Source organism: Kitasatospora aureofaciens (genome assembly GCF_001188955.3).
Lineage (GTDB): Bacteria > Actinomycetota > Actinomycetes > Streptomycetales > Streptomycetaceae > Kitasatospora > Kitasatospora aureofaciens.
This window is the reverse complement of record NZ_JPRF03000013.1, coordinates 84,688-103,567: the sequence shown is the minus strand read 5'-3', so window position 1 is coordinate 103,567 and position 18,880 is coordinate 84,688. Positions and strand designations below refer to the sequence as shown.

13 protein-coding genes, 1 pseudogene and 1 riboswitch are annotated in these 18,880 nt (G+C 74.3%); of the genes and pseudogenes, 6 read left to right on the top strand and 8 right to left on the bottom strand.

The features are described 5' to 3' along the window. The first annotated feature begins 111 nt into the window (after positions 1 to 111). Positions 112 to 876: a VOC family protein gene (locus tag HS99_RS06495; protein WP_030551457.1), complete on the top strand. Its 765-nt coding sequence runs from the start codon at positions 112 to 114 to the stop codon at positions 874 to 876. 21 nt (positions 877 to 897) lie between these two features. On the opposite strand, the gene lnt is transcribed toward HS99_RS06495, so the two are convergent. Continuing rightward, positions 898 to 2,502: an apolipoprotein N-acyltransferase gene (lnt, locus tag HS99_RS06490; RefSeq protein ID WP_078938482.1), complete on the bottom strand. Its 1,605-nt coding sequence runs from the start codon at positions 2,500 to 2,502 to the stop codon at positions 898 to 900. 75 nt (positions 2,503 to 2,577) lie between these two features. After that, positions 2,578 to 6,207: a cobaltochelatase subunit CobN gene (gene cobN, locus HS99_RS06485; RefSeq protein WP_030551461.1), complete on the bottom strand. Its 3,630-nt coding sequence runs from the start codon at positions 6,205 to 6,207 to the stop codon at positions 2,578 to 2,580. 157 nt (positions 6,208 to 6,364) lie between these two features. Further along, positions 6,365 to 6,450, bottom strand: a riboswitch (cobalamin riboswitch). A gap of 200 nt (positions 6,451 to 6,650) precedes the next feature. On the opposite strand from cobN, the gene HS99_RS06480 reads away from it, so the two are divergent. From HS99_RS06480 to HS99_RS06470, 3 genes are read left to right on the top strand one after another with little or no spacing between them, the layout of a single operon-like run. Further along, positions 6,651 to 7,937, top strand: a complete 1,287-nt coding sequence (locus tag HS99_RS06480; RefSeq protein WP_191898842.1) for a ferredoxin-like domain-containing protein — start codon at positions 6,651 to 6,653, stop codon at positions 7,935 to 7,937. Then, the gene (locus HS99_RS06475; protein ID WP_030551464.1) at positions 7,934 to 8,560 is read left to right on the top strand and encodes a precorrin-8X methylmutase; all 627 of its coding nucleotides are present in this window, start codon (positions 7,934 to 7,936) and stop codon (positions 8,558 to 8,560) included. Before HS99_RS06480 ends, HS99_RS06475 begins: the two co-directional genes overlap by 4 nt. Next, positions 8,557 to 10,074: a precorrin-2 C(20)-methyltransferase gene (locus HS99_RS06470; RefSeq protein WP_030551466.1), complete on the top strand. Its 1,518-nt coding sequence runs from the start codon at positions 8,557 to 8,559 to the stop codon at positions 10,072 to 10,074. The genes HS99_RS06475 and HS99_RS06470 overlap by 4 nt, the downstream gene beginning before the upstream one ends. 114 nt (positions 10,075 to 10,188) lie before the next feature. Here the strand turns inward: HS99_RS06470 and HS99_RS06465 are convergent, their stop codons facing one another. Beyond that, positions 10,189 to 11,928 carry a TIGR03767 family metallophosphoesterase gene (locus HS99_RS06465; protein WP_030551467.1) on the bottom strand — a complete coding sequence of 580 codons (1,740 nt, stop codon included), beginning with the start codon at positions 11,926 to 11,928 and terminating at the stop codon, positions 10,189 to 10,191. A gap of 326 nt (positions 11,929 to 12,254) precedes the next feature. Between HS99_RS06465 and HS99_RS06460 the strand changes: the two genes are divergently transcribed. Together HS99_RS06460 and HS99_RS06455 are read left to right on the top strand one after the other, a co-directional pair. Then, the gene (locus HS99_RS06460) at positions 12,255 to 13,400 is read left to right on the top strand and encodes a cobalt-precorrin-5B (C(1))-methyltransferase (RefSeq protein ID WP_030281199.1); all 1,146 of its coding nucleotides are present in this window, start codon (positions 12,255 to 12,257) and stop codon (positions 13,398 to 13,400) included. A gap of 227 nt (positions 13,401 to 13,627) precedes the next feature. Next, positions 13,628 to 15,157 (top strand): UDP-N-acetylglucosamine 1-carboxyvinyltransferase, encoded by a 1,530-nt coding sequence (locus tag HS99_RS06455; protein WP_094742883.1) that lies wholly within the window; start codon positions 13,628 to 13,630, stop codon positions 15,155 to 15,157. Between the two features lie 19 nt (positions 15,158 to 15,176). Here HS99_RS06455 and HS99_RS06450 read toward each other — a convergent pair. From HS99_RS06450 to HS99_RS06430, 5 genes and pseudogenes are all read right to left on the bottom strand, one after another. Continuing rightward, positions 15,177 to 15,407, bottom strand: a pseudogene (locus HS99_RS06450) (dual specificity protein phosphatase family protein); the annotation flags it as partial. A gap of 19 nt (positions 15,408 to 15,426) precedes the next feature. Continuing rightward, positions 15,427 to 15,813, bottom strand: coding sequence for a DinB family protein (locus HS99_RS06445; RefSeq protein WP_305953099.1), 387 nt, complete (start codon positions 15,811 to 15,813; stop codon positions 15,427 to 15,429). 246 nt (positions 15,814 to 16,059) lie between these two features. After that, complete coding sequence (locus tag HS99_RS06440; RefSeq protein ID WP_030281210.1) at positions 16,060 to 16,812, bottom strand: cobalt-precorrin-6A reductase; 753 nt, start codon at positions 16,810 to 16,812, stop codon at positions 16,060 to 16,062. Continuing rightward, the gene (gene cobM / locus HS99_RS06435) at positions 16,809 to 17,570 is read right to left on the bottom strand and encodes a precorrin-4 C(11)-methyltransferase (protein ID WP_030281213.1); all 762 of its coding nucleotides are present in this window, start codon (positions 17,568 to 17,570) and stop codon (positions 16,809 to 16,811) included. Before cobM ends, HS99_RS06440 begins: the two co-directional genes overlap by 4 nt. Next, positions 17,567 to 18,805: a bifunctional cobalt-precorrin-7 (C(5))-methyltransferase/cobalt-precorrin-6B (C(15))-methyltransferase gene (locus HS99_RS06430; RefSeq protein ID WP_030281215.1), complete on the bottom strand. Its 1,239-nt coding sequence runs from the start codon at positions 18,803 to 18,805 to the stop codon at positions 17,567 to 17,569. Before HS99_RS06430 ends, cobM begins: the two co-directional genes overlap by 4 nt. Positions 18,806 to 18,880 lie beyond the last annotated feature (75 nt).

Below are 18,880 nucleotides of genomic sequence, written 5' to 3'. Positions count from 1 at the left end.
TCGGACGAGCCGGACGAGCCGGTCCCCGGACGAGTCGGTCGAGCCAGACCAGCCCGACGAGCCAGACGAACCAGAACCCCATCCCCTCGACCACCCCGGAGAGTCGGAGCCATGAAGCAGACCACCGTCACCACCAACGCCCCCTGCTGGGTCGAACTGGGCACCGACGACCCGCCCGCCGCCCGGACCTTCTACACCGAACTGTTCGGCTGGCGCCCCGACAGCGGAGCCCGCCCGGAAGCCGAGGGCTACACCCAGATGTTCGTCGGCGACGCCCCGGCCGCCGCCATCACCCCGCGGTACGCGCCGCAGCAGCCGACGGCCTGGACGGTCGCCTTCGCGGTCGCCGACGCCGAGGTCACCGCCTCCAGGATCAAGGCCGCCGGCGGCAAGGTCATAAAGGAGCCCACCGACGTGCTCGACCACGGCCGCTTCTCGGTGTCCGCCGACCCGTCCGGCGCGGTCTTCATCCTCTGGCAGCCCCGCGGCTTCAAGGGCGCCGGGGTGTTCAACGAGCCCGGCGCGCTCGGCTGGGTGGAGCTGGCCACCCGTGACACGGCCGGCGCGAGGGACTTCTACCCGGAGGTCTTCGGCTGGTCCGTAGCGCCGTCCGAGCACTACACCCAGTGGGGCCTGAACGGCCAGGACTTCGGCGGCATGCTGGCGATGGACGACCGCTTCCCGCCCCAGGTGCCGCCGCACTGGCTGCCGTACTTCTCGGTGGCCGACGCCGACAACACGGTCGGCCGGGCGGTCGCCATGGGCGGGGACGTGTTGGTGCCCGCGGTCTCCATGCCGGGCGGCCGGCGGACCGCCGTGCTGCGCGACCCCCAGGGCGCCACGTTCGGCATCTACCGCGACGCCACCGAGGGCTGAGCGGGAGCGCCGGAGGCCGGGTTAGGCGGCGGGCCGAGTGCCCGGCCCGGCCGCCGCCCGTCCGGCGGCGGTGCGCGAGCGCCAGGCGGGCACCGCTGCGCCCGCCGTGACCAGCAGGGCGCCCATCGGCACCACGTCGCCGATCCGGTCGTACCAGGTCAGCGTGCCGGGCGCGGCGAGCGGCAGCCGGACGGTCAGCGCGCCGGTGCCGTCGGTGCCCAGCCGGGCGAGTTCCCGGCCCTGGGCGTCGAAGGCCGCGGAGACTCCGGTCAGCGAGGCCTGGACGGCCGGGCGCCCGGTCTCGGCGGCCCGGATCGCCGCCAGCGAGACGTGCTGCTCGGGCGCCCAGGTGTGCTGGAAGGTCGAGGTGGAGGACTGGTAGACCAGCACCCGGGCGCCGTCCCGGGCCGCGGTGCGCGCCATGTCCGGGAAGGCCGACTCGAAGCAGATCAGCGCGCCGACCGGCAGTGGCCGGCCGGCGCGGTCGGTGGCGGGCAGCACGTGGAAGTCGCTGCCGGACGCCCGGTTCTCGCCCGCCGCCCGGCTGACCCCGGCAATCCAGCCGAGCACCGGCCGCAGCGGGATGTACTCGCCGAAGGGCACCAACCGGATCTTGCGGTAGCGGTCGACCACCCCCACCGGGGAGACCAGCACCGCGTCCTTGGAGATCCGCCCGTCCGCCTTGCGGGCGTCCTCCCCGGCCATCACCTCGGCGCCGGTGGTGGCCGCGAGCCGGCGCAGTTCGTCCAGCGCGGCCGGGTCGCGGTCCAGGTCCGCGGTGGTGCTGCTCTCGCCCCACACCACCAGGTCCACCGGCTGCCCGACCAGGGCGGCGGTGTCCCGCGTGCTCGCCTCGAACCGGGCCTGCGGGTCCTCGACGATGCCCGGCTGGACCAGCGCCACCGTCACCGCCCCAGCCCCCGCCGGTGCCGGGCGCAGCGCGAACAGCAGCGGACCGGCGGCCAGCACCAGGACGGTCACCAGCGCGGCGGCCGCCCGGGGGCGCCAGTGCACCGCGGTCAGCGCGATCAGCGCCCCGGTGTTCACGGCCGCCACCGCCGCGCTGACCAGCCAGATGCCGCCCGCCGAGGCCAGCCCGAGGATCGCCGGGTGCTGCCACTGGGTGGCGCCGAGCAGCGCCCACGGTCCGCCGAGCGCGTGCCAGGACCGCGCGTACTCGGTGCTCACCCACGCCGCCGGGACGACCAGCAGCGCGAGCAGCGCCCGACGGGTGGTCAGCGGCGGGTGCAGCAGCCGGTGCACCGCGTACCCGACGACGGACTGAAGTGCCCCGAACAGCACCGCGAGCACCGGCAGCGCCGGCCCGATCGACGGCACCAGCCAGTACATCGCGGTCAGGATGAACCCGGCCCCGAACCACCACCCGCGCACCGCCGCCTCCCGCCCCGACGGTGCCCGCTGAATCAGCGACAGCCCCGGGACCAGCGCGATCCAGGCCAGCCACGCCAGCCCCGGTGCCGGGAAGGCCACCACCGGCACGGCCCCCGCCGCCAGCGCCCCGAAGCGCGCCCGGTACCGGTGCGGCGCGCGCGGCTGCCGCTCCGCCGTGGGTGTCGTGCGGGTCGTGCTCGGGGCGGGGCTGGCGGGAGCGATGCGGCGCGACATGCCCCGTATTGTCCGCCCGGGTGGCGGCCGGTGCCAGACGACGTAACGCGTGGTTGACACCGGCCCGCCGGCGGGTCAGCCCTCGTCGCCCTCCGGGTCGCCGCCCTCGAGGTCGCCCTCGGTCTCCAGGAACGCGGCCTGCAGCTGCGCGATCAGCTCCGGGTCCGGCTGCTCCCACAGCCCGCGGCTCGCCGCCTCCAGCAGCCGCTCGCTGATCCCGTGCAGCGCCCACGGGTTGGCGCCCGCCAGGAACTCGCGGTTGACCGGGTCGAGGACGTACTCCTGGGTCAGTTTCTCGTACATCCAGTCCGCGACCACGCCCGTCGTGGCGTCGTAGCCGAACAGGTAGTCGACCGTCGCGGCCATCTCGAAGGCGCCCTTGTAGCCGTGGCGGCGCATCGCCTCGATCCAGCGCGGGTTGACCACCCGGGCGCGGAAGACGCGGGCGGCCTCCTCGGTCAGGGTGCGGGTACGAACCGTCTCCGGGCGGGTCGAGTCGCCGATGTAGGCGGTCGGGGCCTTGCCGGTGAGGGCGCGCACGGTGGCCACCATGCCGCCGTGGTACTGGAAGTAGTCGTCCGAGTCGGCGATGTCGTGCTCGCGGGTGTCGGTGTTCTTCGCGGCGACGGTGATCCGCTTGTACGCGGTCTCCATCTCCTCGCGCGCCGGACGGCCGTCCAGCCCGCGGCCGTACGCGTAGCCGCCCCAGACGGTGTAGACCTCGGCGAGGTCGGCGTCGGTGCGCCAGTCCCGGCTGTCGATCAGCTGGAGCAGGCCGGCGCCGTAGGTGCCCGGGCGGGAGCCGAAGACGCGGACGGTGGCCTTGCGTTCGTCGCCGTGCACCGCGAGGTCGGCCTGCACGTGCGCCCGGACGTAGTTCGACTCGGGCGCCTCCTCCTGGGCGGCGGCCAGACGCACCGCGTCGTCCAGCAGGGCGACCACGTGCGGGAAGGCGTCCCGGAAGAAGCCGGAGATGCGCAGCGTGACGTCGATGCGCGGGCGGCCGAGCTCGTCCAGCGGGATCGGCTCCAGGCCGGTGACCCGGCGCGAGGCGTCGTCCCAGACCGGGCGGACGCCGAGCAGGGCGAAGGCCTCGGCGATGTCGTCGCCGGCGGTGCGCATCGCGCTGGTGCCCCAGAGCGAGAGCCCGACCGAGGGCGGGTAGGCGCCGTCGTTGTCGGCCCGGTAGCGGTCGACCAGCGAGCTCGCGAGTGCCTGGCCGGTCTCCCAGGCGAGCTTGCTCGGGACGGCCTTCGGGTCGACGGAGTAGAAGTTGCGGCCGGTCGGCAGCACGTTGACCAGGCCGCGCAGCGGGGAGCCGGACGGACCGGCCGGGACGAAGCCGCCCCGGAGCGCGTGCAGCACGGCGTCCAGCTCGTCGGTGGTGGCGGCCAGCCGCGGCACCACCTGGGTGGCGGCGAAGGCCAGCACCTCGCCGACCGCCTCCGGGAACCCGGCGGCGACCTTCTCCACCGCCTCGGGCGCCCAGTCCTGCGCCTCCATCGCCTCGACCAGCGCGCGGGCCTCGGCCTCGGCGGCGTCGGTGGCGCCCAGGGTGAGGGCCGCCTCGTCCAGGCCCAGCGCCTCGCGCAGGCCGGGCAGTGCGCTGACACCGCCCCAGATCTGCCGGGCGCGCAGGATGGCGAGCACGATGTTGACCCGGTCGGTGCCGACCGGGGCCTGGCCGAGCACGTGCAGGCCGTCGCGGATCTGGGCGTCCTTGACCTCGCACAGCCAGCCGTCGACATGCAGCAGGAAGTCGTCGAAGCCGTCGTCCTCGGGGCGCTCGTCCAGGCCGAGGTCGTGGTCGAGCTTGGCGGCCTGGATCAGGGTCCAGATCTGGGCGCGGATCGCGGGCAGCTTGGCCGGGTCCATCGCGGCGATGTTGGAGTGCTCGTCGAGCAGCTGCTCCAGGCGTGCGATGTCGCCGTAGGAGTCGGCGCGGGCCATCGGCGGGACGAGGTGGTCGACGAGCGTGGCGTGGGCGCGGCGCTTGGCCTGGGTGCCCTCGCCCGGGTCGTTGACCAGGAAGGGGTAGATCAGCGGGAGGTCGCCGAGGACGGCGTCCGGGCCGCACTCGGCGGACAGCGCGGCGGTCTTGCCGGGCAGCCACTCCAGGTTGCCGTGCTTGCCGAGGTGGATCACGGCGTGGGCGCCGAAGCCGCCGTCCTCCTGGGCGGCCTGGATCCAGCGGTAGGCGGCCAGGTAGTGGTGGCTCGGCGGCAGGTCGGGGTCGTGGTAGATGGCGACCGGGTTCTCGCCGAAGCCGCGCGGCGGCTGGATGAGCACCAGCAGGTTCCCGGAGCGGATCGCGGCCAGCACGATGTCGCCGTCCGGGTTCTGCGAGCGGTCGACGTACAGCTCGCCGGGGGCCGGGCCCCAGTGCTGCTCGACCTGGTCGCGCAGGCTCTGCGGGAGCGTGGCGTACCAGCGGCGGTAGTCGGCGGCGGGGATGCGGACCGGGTTGCGGGCCAGCTGGTCCTCGGTGAGCCAGTCCTGGTCGTACCCGCCGGCGGCGATCAGCGCGTGGATCAGCGCGTCGCCCTCGTGGCTGTCGTCCGTGCCCCCGTCCAGACCGGGAAGGTCGTTCCCGAGGTCCATGCCCTCCTCGCGCAGCCGGTGCAGCAGCCGGACGGCGCTGGCCGGCGTGTCCAGGCCGACGGCGTTGCCGACCCGGGCGTGCTTGGTCGGGTAGGCGGACAGCACCAGGGCGAGGCGGCGCTCGGCGGCCGGGACGTGGCGCAGCCGGGCGTGGCGGACGGCGGTGCCGGCGACGCGGGCGGCGCGCTCCGGGTCGGCGGCGTAGACGGTCAGGCCGTCCTCGTCCAGCTCCTTGAAGGAGAACGGAACGCTGATCAGGCGGCCGTCGAACTCCGGGACCGCGATCTGGGTGGCGGTGTCCAGCGGGGACAGGCCGTCGTCGCTGGCCTCCCACTGGGCGCGCGACCAGGTGAGGCAGAGGGCCTGGAGGATCGGGCGGTCGAGGGCGGCCAGCGCGCCGGCGTCCCAGGCCTCCTCGTCCCCGCCGGCCTGGGCGTCGGCCGGGCGGGTGCCGCCGGCGGCGAGCACGGTGGTGACGATCGCGTCGGCGGCGCCGAGTTCGGCCAGCAGCTCGGGGTCGGCACCGCGCAGCGAGGCGCAGTAGTAGGCCCGGGCGCGGGCGCCCTGGTCCTCGACGGCGCGGCAGAGCGTCTCCACGAAGGCGGTGTTGCCGCTCATGTGGTGGGCGCGGTAGTAGAGCACCGCGACCGTCGGGCCTTCGTTCGTACGGGCTTCGCGCTCCAGCGGGCCCCAGGCGGGGGCGGAGGCGGGCGGGGCGAAGCCGTGGCCGGTCAGCAGCACGGTGTCGGAGAGGAAGGCGCCGAGCTCGGCCAGGTTGGCCGCGCCGCCGTGGGCGAGGTAGGCGTGCGCCTCGGCGGCGATGCCGGCCGGGACGGTGGAAAGCTCCATCAGCTGGGCGTCGGGGGCCTGCTCACCGGTCAGCACCACCACCGGGCGGGGGCCGGCCAGCAGCGCGTCCAGGCCCTCCTGCCAGGCGCGGCGCCCGCCGAGCAGACGGACCACGACCAGCTCGGTGCCCTCCAGCAGCGCGGGCAGGTCCTCGGGGGTCAGTCGGGCCGGGTTGCCGAGCCGGTACGGGACCGGGCCCGTCGAGGCGCGGGCACTGAGCAGGTCGGTGTCGGACGTCGACAGCAGCAGGATCATGCGAAGGCCCTCCTGGCCTCGTCGGTGGCCAGGATGGCCGCAGTGGTGGCCGGGGCGGCCGCGGCGGTGGCCGCGGGAACGGGCGCGGGCATGCGACAGCGCTGGTGCATTTCTGCCTTCCTCGGGGTCCGCGCCCCGGGCCGGTGGAGGACGGCGGGAGTTCCTGGCTCCCGCGGCCGACCGGCTTCCCGGTGAACCGCGGTCACAGTGGCGGGACCGCACCGGGCTTGCACCGGTTTCCTCCCCTGCGCCGTCGCTGGCGTGGACGGCCCGCTGGGGACCGCCCGCCAGCATCGTACGGGGTGCGGCTGACCTGGGGGAGAGCCAGCTCGGCCTCGCCCGGCGCACGGGTGGGCGCACGGAACCCACGGGCGCCGGGCGGTGGGCCGGGCGTGCTGCCGGGTGTGACGCAGCGGACGGAGGCAACCGATCGGATCATCTGTATGCTCGCCGCCATGCCACCGACACCCGACGTCACCGCGCCGGGCGCCGCCGTGCCCGACCGGGGGCGCGCGGACGCCTGCCCCGGGGCCCTTCGCCTGCACACCGCCGACGACGGCGGCCTCGCCCGGGTCCGGCTGCCCGGCGGACTGCTGACGGTTCGTCAGGCAATTGCGCTGGCCGAGGCGTCGCAGGCCCTGGGCGACGGGGAGTTGGAGACCACCTCGCGCGGCAACGTCCAACTCCGCGGCCTGGCCCCGGACTGCGGGGCCGAACTCGGCGAGCGCCTGCGCGCCGTCGGACTGCTGCCCTCGGACACCCACGAGCGGGTGCGCAACATCGTCGCCTCGCCGCTGGCCGGGCTGGACACCCTCGGCAACGCCGATGTGCAGGCCTGGGTACGGGAACTGGACGCGCGGCTGTGCGCGAGCGACTGGGCGGCCGGGCTCTCCGGCAAGTTCCTGTTCGCGCTGGACGACGGGCGGGGCGACGTCGCCGCGCTCGACGCCGATGTGACATTGATCGCAGCCCGGGGCGGCCCTGCCCTGCTGCGCCTCGGACGGGCCGAGCACGGGCACCCGGTGGAGGCCGGCCAGGAGGTGACGGCCGTGCTGGACGCGGCCCGCGCCTTCCTGGACGCGCTGCGCGGCAGCGGCCGCAAGGCCTGGCACCTGCGCGAGGTCCCCGACCTGCTCCCGGCCGGCACCGTGCCGCTGCCGACCGCCTGCGTTCCGTCCGCCTCCGGTTCGGTGGGCGCGCTGCCCGGCGGCCTCTCGGTGGGCATGCGCTTCGGACGGGCGAGCGCCGCGCAGTGGCGCGCACTGGTCGCCGCCTCGGCGGGCGAACTGCGGCTGACCCCCTGGCGGGGCGCCGTGCTGCCCGGCGTCCCGGCCGACCGGCTGCCCGCACTGGCGGCGGCCGGGTTCCGCACCGAGCCGGGCTCCGCCTGGGAGCGGGCCACCGCCTGCACGGGACTGCCGGGCTGCGCCAAGTCGCTCGCCGACGTACGGGCCGACGCGGCCCGGGCCCTGGACACGGGCGCGGGGGCCGGTTCGGGTGCGGTGTCGGGCGCCGGGGCCGGTGCGGGGACCGGCGGACTGCCGGTCCACTGGTCCGGCTGTGAACGGCGCTGCGGTCACCCGGCCGGGCGATGGGTGGACGTGCTGGCCACGGGGCACGGCTACCGGGTGACGGTGAACGGGCCGACCACGACCGCGGGCGCACCCGTGGACGTGAGGAACGAGGAGATGGCCGAGGCGGTCGCCGAGGCCAGGAGGACCACAAAGTGATCGAGTACGAGAAGGACGGCGCGTCCATCTACCGCCAGTCCTTTGCCACCATCCGTGCGGAGGCCGATCTGGCCGCCCTCCCGGCGGACGTCTCCCAGGTCGCGGTGCGGATGATCCACGCCTGCGGGATGACCGACCTGGTCGAGGACCTGGTGTACTCGCCCGGCGTGGTCGCCTCGGCGCGCGCTGCGCTGCACGCGGGTGCGCCCATCCTCTGCGACGTCAACATGGTCGCGAGCGGCGTCACCCGCAAGCGGCTGCCCGCCGACAACGAGGTGATCTGCACCCTCACCGATCCGTCGGTGCCCGAACTCGCCCGAGCGATGGGCAACACCCGCAGCGCGGCCGCCATGGAGCTGTGGCTGCCGCGACTGGAGGGCGCGGTGGTCGCCGTCGGCAACGCGCCGACCTCGCTGTTCCGGCTGCTGGAGATGATCGAGGCGGGCGCGCCGCGCCCGGCCGCGGTGATCGGCGTCCCGGTCGGCTTCATCGGCGCCGCCGAGTCCAAGCAGGCCCTGGCAGAACACCCTTCCAGCCTGGAGCACTTGGTGGTGCGCGGTCGGCGTGGTGGCAGTGCGATCGCCGCCGCCGCCATCAACGCGATTGCGAGCGAGGAAGAGTGACGGATCGACAGACGACCACGGGCCGGCTGTACGGCGTCGGGCTCGGCCCCGGCGACCCGTCGCTGGTGACCGTCCGTGCGGCCGAACTCATCGGCAAGGCCGATGTGGTGGCGTACCACAGTGCCCGCCACGGCAGGTCCATCGCCCGCTCGATCGCCGAGCGCTACCTGACGGGTAGTCAGATTGAGGAGAAGCTGGTCTACCCGCTCACCGTCGAGACCACCGACCACCCGGGCGGTTACCGGGGCGCGCTGGACGAGTTCTACGAGGAGGCCGCCGCCCGGCTGGCCGCGCACCTGGACGCCGGGCGCGACGTGGTCGTCCTCGCCGAGGGCGACCCGCTGTTCTACGGCTCCTACCAGCACATGCACAAGCGGCTCGCGCACCGCTACCCGACCGAGGTGGTGCCCGGCGTGACCTCGGTCAGCGCGGCGGCGGCCCGCCTCGGGCAGCCGCTGACCGAGGCGGAGGAGACGCTCACCGTCATCCCGGGCACGCTGCCCGAGGAGGAGCTGACCGCGCGGATCGCCTCCGCCGACTCCGCCGTGATCATGAAGCTGGGGCGTACCTTCCCGGCTGTCCGGCGGGCGCTGGAGCGGGCGGGCCGGCTGGACGACGCCCAGTACGTCGAGCGTGCCTTCATGGACGGGGAGCGCATCGCGCCGCTCACCGAGGTCGACGACGAGAGCGTCCCGTACTTCTCGGTGGCGGTGCTGCCGAGCAGGGTCGCCCCGCTGGAGCCGGTCGTACGGCCCGCGGACGGCGTGGGCAGCGTGACCGTGGTCGGCACCGGGCCGGCCGGGCCGCTCTGGCTGACCCCCGAGGCGCGCGGCGCGCTGGCCGAGGCCACCGACCTGGTCGGCTACACCACCTACCTGGACCGGGTGCCGGAGCGGCCGGGACAGCGGCGGCACGGCTCGGACAACAAGGTGGAGTCGGAGCGCGCCGAGTTCGCCCTGGACCTCGCCCGACGCGGGCACCGGGTCTGCGTGGTCTCCTCGGGCGACCCGGGCGTCTTCGCGATGGCCACCGCCGTGCTGGAGGTCGCCTGCGAGCCGGACTACCGGGACGTGCCGGTGCGGATCGTCCCCGGGATGACCGCCGCCCACGCGGCCGCCTCCCGGGCCGGCGCCCCGCTGGGGCACGACTACGCGGTGGTGTCGCTCTCGGACCGGCTCAAGCCGTGGGACGTGGTGGCCAAGCGGCTGCGCGCCGCGGCCGAGGCGGACCTGGTGCTCGCGCTGTACAACCCGGGCTCGAAGTCCCGCACCACCCAGGTCGGCCAGGCCCGGGACGTGCTGCTGGAGTACCGCGCGCCGGAGACCCCGGTGGTGATGGCCCGTGACGTCGGCGGGCCGACCGAGCGGATCCGGATCGTCCGGTTGGGCGAGCTGGACCCGGCACTGGTCGACATGCGGACCATCCTGCTGATCGGCTCCTCGCAGACCCAGGCGGTCGAGCGGGGCGGCGGCGTGGAGGTCGTCTGGACGCCCCGGCGGTACCCGGAGGAGTGACGGCGGACGAATGACAGATGACAGCTAACAGATTTCATCATCTGTTAGCTGTCATCTGTTTTCTGTCTTCCGTCCGCTGTTACCTGTTATCCGTCACCCACCACCCGCCACCCGTCACCGGGTCGGCTTGGTGATCAGCAGCTCGGTGTTGTGGTCCTCCCCGGCGCCGAGCAGCGCCGAGACCCGCCCGTTCGGGTCGTTGTACGACAGCTCGCGGTACAGCGCCGCCAGGTTGGCGTCCGAGGTGCTGCCGAAGTCCGTCGTGTACGGCGCCGAGGACTCGATCAGCGTGGTGAACAGCGACAGCGTGCCGTCCCCGTTGTCCGCGATCTCGATGATGCGGCCGTGCTGCGGGTAGTCGATGTGCGAGGCGGTGTTGATCTCCCAGAACGCCCGTTCCGGAACCGCGTGCCCGTGCGCCGTGATCTTGTTCATGTGGGTGTGCCCGTTCACCCAGGCGACCACGTTCGGGTAGCGCTGCAGCAGCGCGACCAGCTCGTTGCCGTCGTGCCGCTTCTCGAAGACGTTGCGCGGGTCCGGCAGCAGGTTGCCCATCGAGCCGCTGGTGTGGTGGCTGAAGAGGAGGATCACGTCGTCGGTGCTGCCGCCCGTGACCTTGTTCCCGTTGGTGTCGTACCAGTGCCCGCTGTGGTCCTTCAACTGCTGCTCCAGCCAGCGCACTTGCGTGGTGCCGAGTGAACCGTCGGCGAACCCGGCCTGGTTGGTGGTGTCCAGGCTGATGCCGACGACCTTCTCCGAGATCCGGAAGGTGTAGTAGAGCTTGCCGCTGCCCACCATGTCCGAGGTGAAGCCGTGCCCGAACGGACCGGCGCCGGTGACGGCCGGGTTGAGGTGGGCCTTGGCGAACTCCTTGAGCGTGAACGGGTGTCGGCGCTCGTCCGGGGTCACCCGGCGCACCGCCTCGCCGTTCGCGAGCAGCTTGGCGAGCAGCAGCACGGCGCCCGCCGGGTCCCGGCGCAGCGAGTCCATCAGCTGTGCGGCGGTCGCGTCGTCGCAACCCTCCAGCTTGAGCCCGCCCGTGTAGAGGTCGTTCAGCAGCCCGAAGTCCGGCAGCGAGCCCTCGATGCTGTCGTCGTGGTTGCCGACGGTGGTGTACCAGGGGGTCTTCAGGCCCGGCGCGTCGAAGGGCCGACCGGCCGCCGACAGGAAGCCGGGCACCTGCGGGAAGCCCTTCGCCTTGTAGACGTCGCTGTAGGCGATCTCGGGGTTCCAGAAGGCCGAGTTGCCGGAGTTCTGCACGCCCTCGTAGCGGGACGGGTCACCGGTGTTCTGGGCCATCCGCCCGCCGCCCATGACGGTGAGGTACCAGTCGAGTTCGGCCAGCTCGTGGTTGTCGGTGTTGTCACCGGTGGCCATCACCATGCTGAACGGCAGCCCGGTGTACGGGCCGCCGGAGAGCGAGTTGACCCGCTCGACGAGCGCCGAGACACCCCGGGCGTTCAGGGCCTCCTGCGGCCGGTAGGCGCTGTCGTTGTACTTGGCCAGGAACTCGAAGCGCACCGGGGACTCGGTGTCCACCAGGTGCAGGTCGCTGAACTGGACGAAGCTGGCCAGCCCGGTGCGGCGGTCGTCCCGCCCGGCGCCCGGCGCCGCGAGCTCCCCGCGCACCACCAGCGGCCACCCCGGCCCGGCGGTCAGCCGCTTGTAGGCGCCGGTGCCGGACGGCGTGGCCACCTGCTCCAAGGTCGTCCCGGCGACGTCGACCGCCCGCGCGGCCGTGGTCGCCAGTGCCCGGTCCCGCCCGGCGGCCGAGGCGAACTGCGCACCGCCGATCGACAAGGCCGACCAGGCGGCGGCCACCGACGTACCGGTGATGAACGTACGTCGTTTCATGCCTGCCACAAAAACCCCCACATGCTGACGGCCCGGCCGGGAAGAGCGCCCCGCCCACCGGACCTGAGTGTCATGAACCCGCTTCTGGCGGACCGCCAGATTACCCACCGGTAGCCACCGTGCGTTAGGCCCGGGTGGAGAACTCTTCGGGAACACGGGCCGGCGCACCCCTGCGCCGGCCCGTCGGCTGTGGGGCCGGCCGCCACCCCGGTCGGGGCGGAGCCGGACGGATGGGGGAAAATCGGCGGCGACGGCCGGTGCGGCCGCCGACGGGACGAGGGGCGGTGCGCGGGCGCCGCCCCGGCAGCGCGGAAACGAGGCGCAGGGTGGCCGCAGCGGGAGCCGAGGCGGGAGGCCGGGCCGGCCAGCTGAAGAGCAGCGGGCTGCGGCACGGCTGGACGACGGGCGCCTGCGCCACCGCCGCCACCAAGGCCGCGTACACCGCGCTGCTGACCGGCGAGTTCCCGGACCCGGTCACCATCACCCTCCCCAAGGGCCAGCAGCCCGCCTTCGCCCTCGCCGCCGAGCAGCTCACCACGGAGAGCGGGGTGCCGGCCGGCGCCATGGCGGGCGTGGTCAAGGACGCCGGCGACGACCCGGACGTGACCCACGGCGCACTGATCCGCGCCACCGTCCGGCCCGGCGGACCCGGCACCGGAGTCGTGTTCCGGGCCGGCCCCGGAGTCGGCACGGTCACCAAGGCGGGCCTGCCGCTGGCGGTCGGCGAGCCCGCGATCAACCCGGTCCCCCGGCAGATGATCCGCGACGCCGTGGCCGAAGCGGCGGCGGCGCACGGCGGCAGCGGGGACGTGGTGGTGGAGATCTCGGTGGACCACGGCGAGGAGATCGCCCGCTCGACCTGGAACCCCCGCCTCGGCATCCTCGGCGGGCTGTCCATCCTCGGTACCACCGGGATCGTCGTCCCCTACTCCTGCTCGGCCTGGATCGACTCGATCCGCCGCGGCGTCGACGTGGCCCGGGCGGCCGGGCGCACCCATGTGGCGGGCTGCACCGGTTCGACCTCGGAGAAGGTCGCGGTCGCGGTGCACGGACTGCCCGAGGACGCGCTGCTGGACATGGGCGACTTCGCCGGGGCCGTGCTCAAGTACCTCAAGCGCCACCCGGTGCCCCGGCTGACCATCGCGGGCGGCTTCGCCAAGCTCTCCAAGCTCGCCCACGGCCACCTCGACCTGCACTCGGCGCGCTCCCAGGTGGACAAGGGGTACCTGGCCGAACTGGCCCGTCGCGGCGGGGCGGACGAGGAGTTGGCGGCCGCGGTGGCGGTGGCCAACACCGGGCTGGAGGCCGTGCAGCTGTGCCGGGCGGCCGGGGTGCCGCTCGGGGACCTGGTGGCCGAGGCGGCCCGGGCGACGGCGCTCGGCGTGCTGCTCGGCTCGCCGGTCGCGGTGGACGTCATCTGCATCGACCGCGCCGGAACGGTCGTCGGCCGGGCGGAGCCGCTCGGGCCCTGAACCCTGAACGTACGGGCGGAACCGCTCGGGCCCTGAACGTCCGTGGGGAACCGCCCGGGCCCTGCGCGGCGTCCAGTTGAGCGTGCCGCCCCGCTCAGCGCAAGCTCAGCAGTTTCGTACGGTGATGTGAAGATCCGGCGCTCATACGGGGTGAGAAACGGACAAAAGTGGCGTCGCGCCCATCCATGGTTCTGGCGTCATCTCAACCATGAGATATGGTCTGCCGAGTGACAGGCGACTACCTCACCCGTATCGGCACCCTCATCCGTACCGCGCGCCAGCACCGCGGCTGGTCCCAGGCGCAGCTCGGAGAGGCCCTCGGCACCAGCCAGAGCGCGGTCAACCGCATCGAACAGGGCAAGCAGAACGTCAGCCTTGAGATGATCGCCCGCATCGGCGAAGCCCTCAACAGCGAGATCGTCTCCCTCGGCTACTCCGGCCCGATGCACCTGCGCGTCACCGGCGGCACCCGCCTCTCCGGCGCCATCGACGTCCGCAGCAGCAAGAACGCCTGCGTCGCGATCCTGTGCGCCTCGCTGCTGACCACCGGCCGCACCACGATCCGCAGCGTCGCCCGGATCGAGGAGGTCTACCGCATCCTCGAGGTGCTGACCAGCATCGGCGTCAAGAGCCGCTGGCTCAACGACGGCCGCGACCTCGAACTCACCCCGCCGGCCGAGCTCGACCTCGCCGCGATGGACGTCGACGCCGCCCGCCGCACCCGTAGCGTGCTGATGTTCCTCGGCCCGCTGATGCACCGCGCCCAGCACTTCGCCATCCCGTACGCGGGCGGCTGCGACCTCGGCACCCGCACCGTCCAGCCGCACCTGACGGCGCTGCGCCGCTTCGGCCTGGAGGTCGCCACCACCGGCGGCGCCTACCACGCCTCGGTCGAGCCGGGTGCCCCGCTGGACCGCCCGATCGTGCTGACCGAGCGCGGGGACACCGTCACCGAGAACGCCCTGCTGGCCGCCGCGCGGCACGACGGCGTCAGCGTCATCCGCAACGCCTCGCCCAACTACATGGTCCAGGACCTCTGCTTCTTCCTGGAGAAGCTGGGCGTCAGGATCGAGGGCATCGGTACCACCACGCTGACCGTCCACGGTGTCCCGCAGATCAGCCGCGACGTCGACTACACCCCCGCCGAGGACCCGGTGGAGGCGATGAGCCTGCTCGCCGCCGCCGTGGTCACCTCCTCCGAGCTGACGATCCGCCGGGTGCCGATCGAGTTCCTGGAGATCGAGCTCGCGGTGCTGGAGGGCATGGGCCTCGACTACGACCGGAGCCCCGAGTACCGGGCCCACAACGGCCAGACCCGCCTGGTCGACCTCACCGTGCGCCCGTCCAAGCTGAGCGCGCCGATCGACACCATCCACCCGATGCCGTTCCCCGGCATCAACATCGACAACGTGCCGTTCTTCGCCGCCATCGCCGCGGCCGCGAACGGCACCACGATGATCCACGACTGGGTCTACGACAACCGCGCGATCTACCTCACCGAGCTGACCCGGCTCGGCGCGGACGTCAAGCTGCTCGACCCGCACCGGGTGCTCGTCCAGGGCCCGACCCGCTGGCGCGCCGCCGAGATGATGTGCCCGCCCGCGCTGCGCCCGGCCGTGGTCATCCTGCTCGCGATGCTCGCCGCCCAGGGCACCTCCGTCCTGCGCAACGTCTACGTCATCAACCGCGGTTACGAGGACCTCGCCGAGCGCCTCAACTCGATCGGCGCCCAGATCGAGACCTTCCGCGACATCTGACCGACGAGTTGGCGTTCCGTCAGTTCACCGATCGGCCCCACTCGCTGAGGCCGGTCAGCAGTACCGCCACGTCCAACCCGGTGTTCAGGTAGTCCACGAACACCGGGTTGTTCAGCGCCCAGGGCGAACGCCGCTCCCGCACCAGCCGGACCGCCTCCTCCGTGCCGTGCCCGAGCTCGACCAGCGCCTGGGCCACCACCAGGCCCGAGCGGTTGTAGCCCGAGTGGCAGCGCACCAGCGTCCGACGGCCCCGTGCGCCGGCGCGGCCGCTACTCGCCGGTGGTGCCGTCGAGGTGCTCGCGCAGGAGGTCGGCGTGGCCGTTGTGGCGGGCGTACTCCTCGATCATGTGGGTGAGGATCCAGCGCAGCGAGAAGACCTCCTCGCCGTGGTGGCCCAGGACGTCCAACGACGGTGCGGCGGCGACGAGTTCCCGGGTGTGGTCGCACTCGCGGCGCCAGACGGCGAAGGCCTCCTCCGGGTCGGCGGTCTCGACGTCGAACTCGGCGAAGGTGCCGTCCGGGTGCTTCCAGAAGCCGCGCCGGCCTTCGCCGTCCAGGACGTTGCGGAACCAGCTGCGCTCCACCTCGGCGAGGTGGCGGACCAGCCCGAGCAGGGAGAGCCCGGAAGGCTCCAGCACCCGGGTGCGGAGCTGCAACGGCGGTCAGGCCCGCGCACTTCATGGCCAGGGTGTCGCGCTGGTGGTCCAGGAAGCTCGCCAGGGTGGCCCGTTCATCGGCCGTGCGCAGGGTCGTCGTGCGCGAGCTGGCCGTGCGCGAGCCGGCCGTGGGCAGGGTCGCGGTCCGCGGGGCGGCAGTGGTCTGGTCATCGGTCATCGGGCCATCCTGACCGCCCGCCCGCGTGACCGCCCGGTGAATTCCACGGACCGGACGCGGGCCTGGACTCAGACCGTCCGCTCCAGCCAGTGCACCGCGCCCGCCACGTCCGCCGCGACCGGCACGCCCTCCGGCACCGGCGGGCGTTCCACCACGACCACCGGCAGGCCGAGTTCGCGGGCCGCGGTGAGCTTGGGCGCGGTCGCGGCGCCTCCGCTGTCCTTGGTGACGACCACGTCGATCCGGTGGTCGCGCAGCAGCGCCCGCTCGCCGTCGAGGGTGAACGGGCCGCGGTCCAGCAGGACTTCGAGCGACGGCGGCAGCGGCGGCTCCGGCGGGTCCACCGAGCGGGCGAGGAAGTGCAGCCCGTCCAGGTGGGCGAAGGCGCCGATGCCCTGCCGGCCGGAGCTGAGGAAGACCCGCCGCCCGAGCCCGGGCAGCAGCTCGGCGGCCGCCGGGAGCGAGGGCACGGGGTGCCAGCGGTCCCCGGGGACGGACGCGAAGCCGGGGCGGCGCAGCACCAGCAGCGGCACCCCGGTGGCGGCGGCCGCCAGCGCGGCGTTGCGGGACATCCCGGCGGCGAACGGGTGGGTGGCGTCCACCACGGCGGCCACCCCTTCGGCGCGCAGCCAGGCGGCCAGCCCGTCCGGGCCGCCGAAGCCGCCGACCCGCACCTGCCCGGCGGGCAGCCGGGGCCGGGCGACCCGTCCGGCCAGCGAGCTGGTGACCCGCAGAGACGGGCGGCCGTCCAGCGCGGCGGCCAGCGCCCGGCCCTCCGTCGTGCCGCCGAGGACCAGGACGTGCGCCGGGGCCCCGGTCATGCGCCGCAGGGCTGGTGCGGGCGCTCGCGGTCCGCCGAGTAGAGGTGGCTGTCGCGGAACTGCTCGGCGGCGAGCGTGCGGCCGACGATGATGACGGCGGTGCGCACCACGCCCGCCTCCTTGACCTGCCCGGCGATGTCGGCGAGCGTGCCGCGCAGCACCAGCTCGTCGGGGCGGCTGGCCATCGCGACCACGGCGGCCGGGCAGTCGGCGCCGTAGTGCGGGAGCAGCTGCTCGACCACGTCGTCCACGTAGCCGGCGGCCAGGTGCAGCACCAGCAGGGCGCCGCTGCGGCCGAGGGTGGCGAGGTCCTCGCCCTCGGGCATCGGGGTGGCGCGCTTGGCGATCCGGGTGAGGATGACGGTCTGGCCGACGGTCGGCACCGTCAGCTCGCGCTTCAGCGCGGCCGCGGCGGCGGCGAAGGCGGGCACGCCGGGGACCACCTCGTAGGGGACGCCGGCCGCGTCCAGGCGGCGCATCTGCTCGGCGACGGCGGAGAAGACGGACGGGTCGCCGGAGTGCAGCCGGGCCACGTCCTGGCCGGCCCGGTGCGCGGCGACCAGCTCGGCGGTGATCTGGTCCAGGTTGAGCTGGGCGGTGTCGATCAGGCGGGCGCCGGGCGGGCACTCCTCCAGCAGCTCGCGCGGGACGAGGCTGCCGGCGTAGAGGCAGACCTCGGCACGGGCCAGGACGCGCTGGCCGCGCAGGGTGATCAGGTCGGCGGCGCCCGGGCCGGCTCCGATGAAGTAGACGGTCACGAGGCGTTCTCCTGGGGGGTGTTGGGCTTGACGGCGGACCACTGGGTGACCGGCATCGCCTGCCGCCATCCGGTGAAGCCGCCCACCGGGACGGCGTGGGCGACGGCCAGCTTGACCAGCTCCCCGCCGTGCCGCCGGTACCACTCGGTGAGCAGTGCCTCGGACTCCAGCGTCACGGTGTTGGCGACCAGCCGCCCGCCGGGGCGCAGCGCGGCCCAGCAACGGTCCAGCAGGCCGGGCGCGGTGAGGCCGCCGCCGATGAACACGGCGTCGGGGGTGGGGAGTTCGACGAGTGCGGCGGGTGCCGGGCCGGTCACCACCCGGAGCCGGGGCACGCCAAGCGAGGCGGCGTTGCGGGCGATCCGCTCGGCCCGGAGGGGATCGCGCTCGATGCTGACCGCCCGGCAGTCCCGGTGGGCGCGCAGCCACTCGACGGCGATCGAGCCGGAGCCGCCGCCGACGTCCCAGAGCAGTTCGCCGGGGGAGGGGGCGAGCACGGCCAGGGTGGCGGCGCGGACGTGCCGCTTGGTGAGCTGGCCGTCGCTCTCGTACGCGGCGTCGGGCAGGCCGGGGACGAGGGAGCCGCGCGGGCCGTCGCCGAGTTCGACGGCGATGAGGTTCAGCGGGTTGCCGGGCGGGTGCGGCCAGTCGTCGGCGCGGCCGTCGAGGCGGCGCTCGTCCGGGGAGCCGAGTTGTTCCAGCACGTGCAGTCGGGCGGCCCCGAAGCCGCGTTCGGTGAGCAGTGCGGCGACGGCGGCGGGGGTGGCGGCGTCGGCGCTGAGCACCAGCAGGCGGCGCCCGGGGTGCAGGGCGAGCGTGAGGGTGTCCAGCGGTCGGCCGACCAGGCTGACCACCTCGGTGGCCTCCAGCGGCCAGCCGAGCCGGGCGCAGGCGTAGGAGACCGAGGAGGGGTGGGGCAGCACGCGCAGCCGGTCGGCGCCGACGGTTTCGGCGAGGGTGCGGCCGATGCCGAAGAACATCGGGTCGCCGCTGGCCAGGACGGCGAGGCGGCGGCCGGCGTGGTCGGCGAGCAGCCCGGGGAGGGCCGGGCGCAGCGGGGACGGCCAGGCGACGCGCTCGGCGCCGACCTCGCCGTGGGGGAGCAGCGCCAGCTGCCGGGGGCCGCCGATGACCACCTCGGCGGACTGCAGCGCGGCCCGGGAACCCGCGGCGAGGCCGGACCAGCCGTCGGCCCCGATCCCGACGACGGTGATCGGAGGTGGCAGCTCGGGCACCGGGTGGCTCCTCGTCGTTCGTTCCTGCTGGCCGGGGCAGCCTACCTGGCGGTATCCGGGCCGGAACCGGCCGCC